The sequence below is a fragment of the Streptomyces sp. NPDC054841 genome, assembly GCF_053611045.1.
Genome location: NZ_JBSGZO010000612.1, coordinates 1 through 4,338, shown reverse-complemented (window position 1 = coordinate 4,338; position 4,338 = coordinate 1). Strand labels below are relative to the sequence as shown.

The window sequence follows — 4,338 nt, the reverse complement described above, 5'->3', positions numbered from 1 at the left end:
CCCGCCGGCTGGAGGAGGAGGAGCTCGGCGAGCTGGTCGAGTCGTTCGAGACGACGTGCGCCGACCTGGTCGCCGCGCACGGCGGCCGGCTGATCAAGACCCTCGGCGACGAAGTGCTGTACGCGGCGGACGACGCGGGCACGGCCGCGGAGATCGCGATGCGGCTCATCGAGACGCTGACGCATGACGAGTCCATGCCGGCACTGCGGGTCGGGATCGCGTTCGGCACGGTCACGACCCGGATGGGCGATGTGTTCGGTACGACGGTGAACCTGTCGAGCCGGCTCACCTCGATAGCGCCGAAGGACGCGGTCCTGGTGGACGGGGCGTTCGCGGAGGAGCTGTCGCGTACGGGCGACGCGCCGGTGTCGGAGGCGCAGGCGGCGGAAGAGGCGGTCGCGGCCGAGAAGGAGGGCCGGACGCCGCCGTCGTACCGTTTCGCGCTGCAGCCGATGTGGCAGCGGCCGGTGCGTGGACTGGGTGTGGTGGAGCCCTGGCTGTTGACGAGGCGCCCCACCTAGGATCCTCCCGGTGAACCATCGTTAACCAGGAGGCTATACACATGTCCGAGCAGCGCTTCGGGGAATTCGTCGTCGTACGCCGCCTTGAGGACGGGCACGTCGCCGAGCTGGTGCTCGACCGGCCGAAGGCGATGAACGCGGTGTCGACGGACATGGCCCGGTCGATCGGCGCGGCGTGCGAGGCGCTCGCGGCGGATCGCGCGGTCCGGGTGACCGTGCTGACGTCCTCGAACGAGCGGGCGTTCTGCGTGGGCGCCGACCTGAAGGAGCGGAACTCCTTCACGGATGCCGAGTTGGTACGGCAGCGGCCGACCGCCCGGGCCGCGTACACCGGAGTGCTGGAACTGCCGATGCCGACGGTCGCGGCGGTGCACGGCTTCGCGCTGGGCGGCGGGTTCGAGCTCGCGCTCGCCTGCGATGTGATCGTGGCCGACGCGACGGCGGTCGTGGGGCTGCCCGAGGTGTCCGTGGGAGTGATCCCGGGCGGTGGCGGTACGCAGCTGCTGCCCCGCCGGGTGGGTGCGGCGCGCGCGGCGGAGCTGGTGTTCACGGCGCGTCGCGTGGAGGCATCCGAGGCGCGGGAGTTGGGCCTGGTGGACGAGCTGGCCGAGGACGCCCGTACGGCCGCGCTGGAACTCGCGGCGCGGATCGCGGCGAACTCGCCGGTCGGGCTGCGGGCCGCCAAGCGGGCGCTGCGGCTCGGGCAGGGTCTCGACCTGCGGGCCGGTCTGGAGGTCGAGGACGCGGCGTGGCGGTCGGTCGCGTTCTCCGGGGACCGGGCCGAGGGCGTCGCGGCGTTCAACGAGAAGCGGAAGCCGGAATGGCCCGGCGAGTGAATCCGTCCCACCCGTCGAGTGAAACCTTCCTGAATGTCCCTAAGCTGGGGTAATGGGTGAGGATGTTCGGCTGCGAGCCGTGGTGGCGCTCGCACAGTCGATGGCCGCCGCACACACTCCGCGGGAGTCGTGGCGGGCGGCCGCCGTGGGCGCGTGTGACGCGCTGGCCGGGAGCTTTGCCGCACTGTCGGTCTGGGAGCGGGACCGCGGCCGGCTGAAGGTGCTCGTCAACGCGGGGGAAAGGGACGCGGACGAGGAGGAGTTTCCGGACGGCGAGACCTATCCGGTGCACCGTTTCCCGGAGATCACGGAGTTCCTCCATGAGCGGTGGGCGGGGGGCGGTGCACCGCGGGCGTGGGTCGAGACGGCGGAGGGTCCGGCGACGGACGAGCACGTCTACAGCCATCACCGCGTCGACGCGCTGCGGCAGCGCGGGCGGGGCTGCTGCGTCGTCGCGCCGATCGTGCTGCACGGGCGGGCGTGGGGGGAGCTGTACGTGGCCCGGGCGGCGGGCCGGCCAGTGTTCGACCGGGACGACGCGGACTTCGCGACGGTGCTGGCGTCGGTGGTGGCGGCCGGGATCGTGCAGCAGGAGCGGCTGGAGGAGGTCCGCAGGCTCGCCTTCACGGACCCGCTCACCGGGCTCGCGAACCGGCGGGCCGTGGACGTGCGGCTCGACGAGGCTGTCGAACAGCACCGTACGGACGGTTCGGTGGTCTCGCTGGTGGTCTGCGACCTGAACGGTCTCAAGCGGGTCAACGACACCCTCGGTCATGCGACGGGCGACCGGTTGCTGGAGCGCTTCGGCTCGGTGCTGTCGCTCTGCGGGGCGATGCTGCCGGGCGCGCTGGCGGCACGGCTCGGCGGTGACGAGTTCTGTCTGCTGACGGTGGGGCCCTCGGCGGACGACGTGGTCAAGGTCGCCGACGAACTGTGCGAGCGTGCGGGCGAGTTGAAGCTGGGGGAGGGCGTGGCCTGCGGCGTCGCCTCCACCGGCGACCCCATCGGCCCGGTCCGCTCGGCCCGCCGTCTCTTCCGTCTGGCCGACGCGGCCCAGTACCGGGCGAAGGCCGCCCGCTCCCGCGCCGCGGTCGTCGCAGGCCGCGACGACGCGGTCCTCCCCCTCGCGGACGCGCCACCCTCCGCCCCCCAGGACCGCCGCCGCTTCCGCGATGCGCGTCATTGACGCGGCAGGGAACCGGGGGCAGGTCCCCGGACTCCCGTACGGCCCCCGGTCCCGTCCTCGGGCGCCGGACGGGCTCCGGCGCCCGCGTGCAGGCGTAAGGAGTCCCTCCCCGAAGAGGTGGTGACAGAAAGGGATTCAGTCCGTAGGCTGCTGAATATGGATATGCACACTGTCGTGGTGGGGACGTCCGGGACCACCGTCGAGGACGTCATCGCCGTCGCCCGCGGCAACGCCCGTATCGAGCTCTCCGAGGACGCCGTCGCCGCCCTCGCCGCCGCGCGGGAGATCGTGGACGCGCTGGCCGCGAAGCCCGAGCCGGTGTACGGCGTGTCGACCGGGTTCGGCGCGCTCGCGAGCCGGCACATCGGTCACGAGCTCCGTACCCAGCTGCAGCGCAACATCGTCCGGTCGCACGCCGCGGGCATGGGCCCGCGCGTCGAGCGCGAGGTCGTACGCGCGCTGATGTTCCTGCGGCTGAAGACCGTGGCCTCCGGCCGCACCGGAGTGCGCCCGCAGGTCGCGCAGACCATGGCCGATGTGCTCAACGCCGGGATCACGCCCGTCGTCCACGAGTACGGCTCGCTCGGCTGCTCCGGTGACCTCGCGCCGCTGTCCCACTGCGCGCTGACGCTGATGGGAGAGGGGGACGCGGAAGGGCCCGACGGCACTGTGCGCCCCGCCGGCGAACTCCTCGCCGCCCACGGCATCGAGCCCGTCGAGCTGCACGAGAAGGAAGGCCTCGCCCTCCTCAACGGCACCGACGGCATGCTCGGCATGCTGATCATGGCCCTCGCCGACCTCCAGCGGCTCTACACCTCCGCCGACATCACCGCCGCCCTCTCCCTGGAGGCCCTGCTCGGCACGGACAAGGTCCTCGCCCCCGAGCTGCATGCCATCAGGCCCCACCCCGGCCAGGCCGCCTCCGCCGACAACATGCTGCGCGTGCTCGCCGGTTCCGGGCTCACCGGGCACTTCCAGGAGGAGGAGGCGCCCCGCGTCCAGGACGCGTACTCGGTGCGCTGCGCCCCGCAGGTCGCGGGCGCCGGCCGCGACACCCTCGCGCACGCCCTGCTCGTCGCCGAGCGTGAGCTCGCCTCCGCCGTCGACAACCCCGTCGTCCTCCCCGACGGCCGTGTCGAGTCCAACGGGAACTTCCACGGCGCCCCCGTCGCGTACGTCCTCGACTTCCTGGCGATCGCCGCCGCCGACCTCGGCTCCATCGCCGAGCGCCGCACCGACCGGCTCCTCGACAAGAACCGCTCGCACGGCCTGCCGCCCTTCCTCGCCGACGACGCCGGCGTCGACTCGGGCCTGATGATCGCCCAGTACACGCAGGCCGCCCTGGTCAGCGAGATGAAGCGACTGGCCGTCCCGGCCTCTGTCGACTCCATCCCGTCCTCCGCGATGCAGGAGGACCACGTCTCCATGGGCTGGTCGGCCGCCCGCAAGCTGCGCACGGCCATCGGGAACCTCACCCGGATCATCGCCGTGGAGCTGTACGCGGCGACCCGCGCGATCGAGCTGCGGCGTCATGTGACCCCGGCCCCCGCCTCGCAGGCCGCCATCGGGGCGCTGCGCGCGGCGGGCGTCGAGGGCCCGGGCCCCGACCGCTTCCTCGCGCCGGACCTGGCCGCCGCCGAGGAGTTCGTCCGGGACGGCAAGCTCGTCGCCGCCGTGGAGCCGGTGACCGGCCCGCTGGCCTAGGTCGTGTCTTCAAAGTCGCGTCTGCCCGGCGACGCCTGGCACGCACTCCCCCGTAGCCCTTCGGGCACGGGAGGTGCCCCCACGCTGCGTT

Annotated in this window: 4 protein-coding genes; all 4 read left to right on the top strand. The window is 73.0% G+C overall.

Annotated features, from left to right (window positions below; translation table 11 throughout):
- Window positions 1-521 (top strand): adenylate/guanylate cyclase domain-containing protein (locus tag ACWGI8_RS40420; RefSeq protein ID WP_453668437.1); only part of this gene is annotated, 521 nt, incomplete at its 5' end.
- Window positions 522-562: 41 nt separating this feature from the next.
- On the top strand, window positions 563-1,357 hold the full coding sequence (locus tag ACWGI8_RS40415) for an enoyl-CoA hydratase/isomerase family protein (protein ID WP_453668436.1): 795 nt from the start codon (window positions 563-565) through the stop codon (window positions 1,355-1,357).
- A gap of 52 nt (window positions 1,358-1,409) precedes the next feature.
- Window positions 1,410-2,543: a diguanylate cyclase domain-containing protein gene (locus ACWGI8_RS40410; RefSeq protein WP_453668435.1), complete on the top strand. Its 1,134-nt coding sequence runs from the start codon at window positions 1,410-1,412 to the stop codon at window positions 2,541-2,543.
- A gap of 162 nt (window positions 2,544-2,705) precedes the next feature.
- Window positions 2,706-4,247, top strand: coding sequence for a histidine ammonia-lyase (hutH, locus tag ACWGI8_RS40405; protein ID WP_453668438.1), 1,542 nt, complete (start codon window positions 2,706-2,708; stop codon window positions 4,245-4,247).
- The last annotated feature ends 91 nt before the right edge of the window (window positions 4,248-4,338 follow it).

Excerpts from the sequence above, each read along its gene's own strand:
- ACWGI8_RS40410 (WP_453668435.1), top strand. The coding sequence starts at position 1,410 with ATGGGTGAGGATGTTCGGCTGCGAGCCGTGGTGGCGCTCGCACAGTCG.
- hutH (WP_453668438.1), top strand. The coding sequence starts at position 2,706 with ATGCACACTGTCGTGGTGGGGACGTCCGGGACCACCGTCGAGGACGTC.
- ACWGI8_RS40415 (WP_453668436.1), top strand. The coding sequence starts at position 563 with ATGTCCGAGCAGCGCTTCGGGGAATTCGTCGTCGTACGCCGCCTTGAG.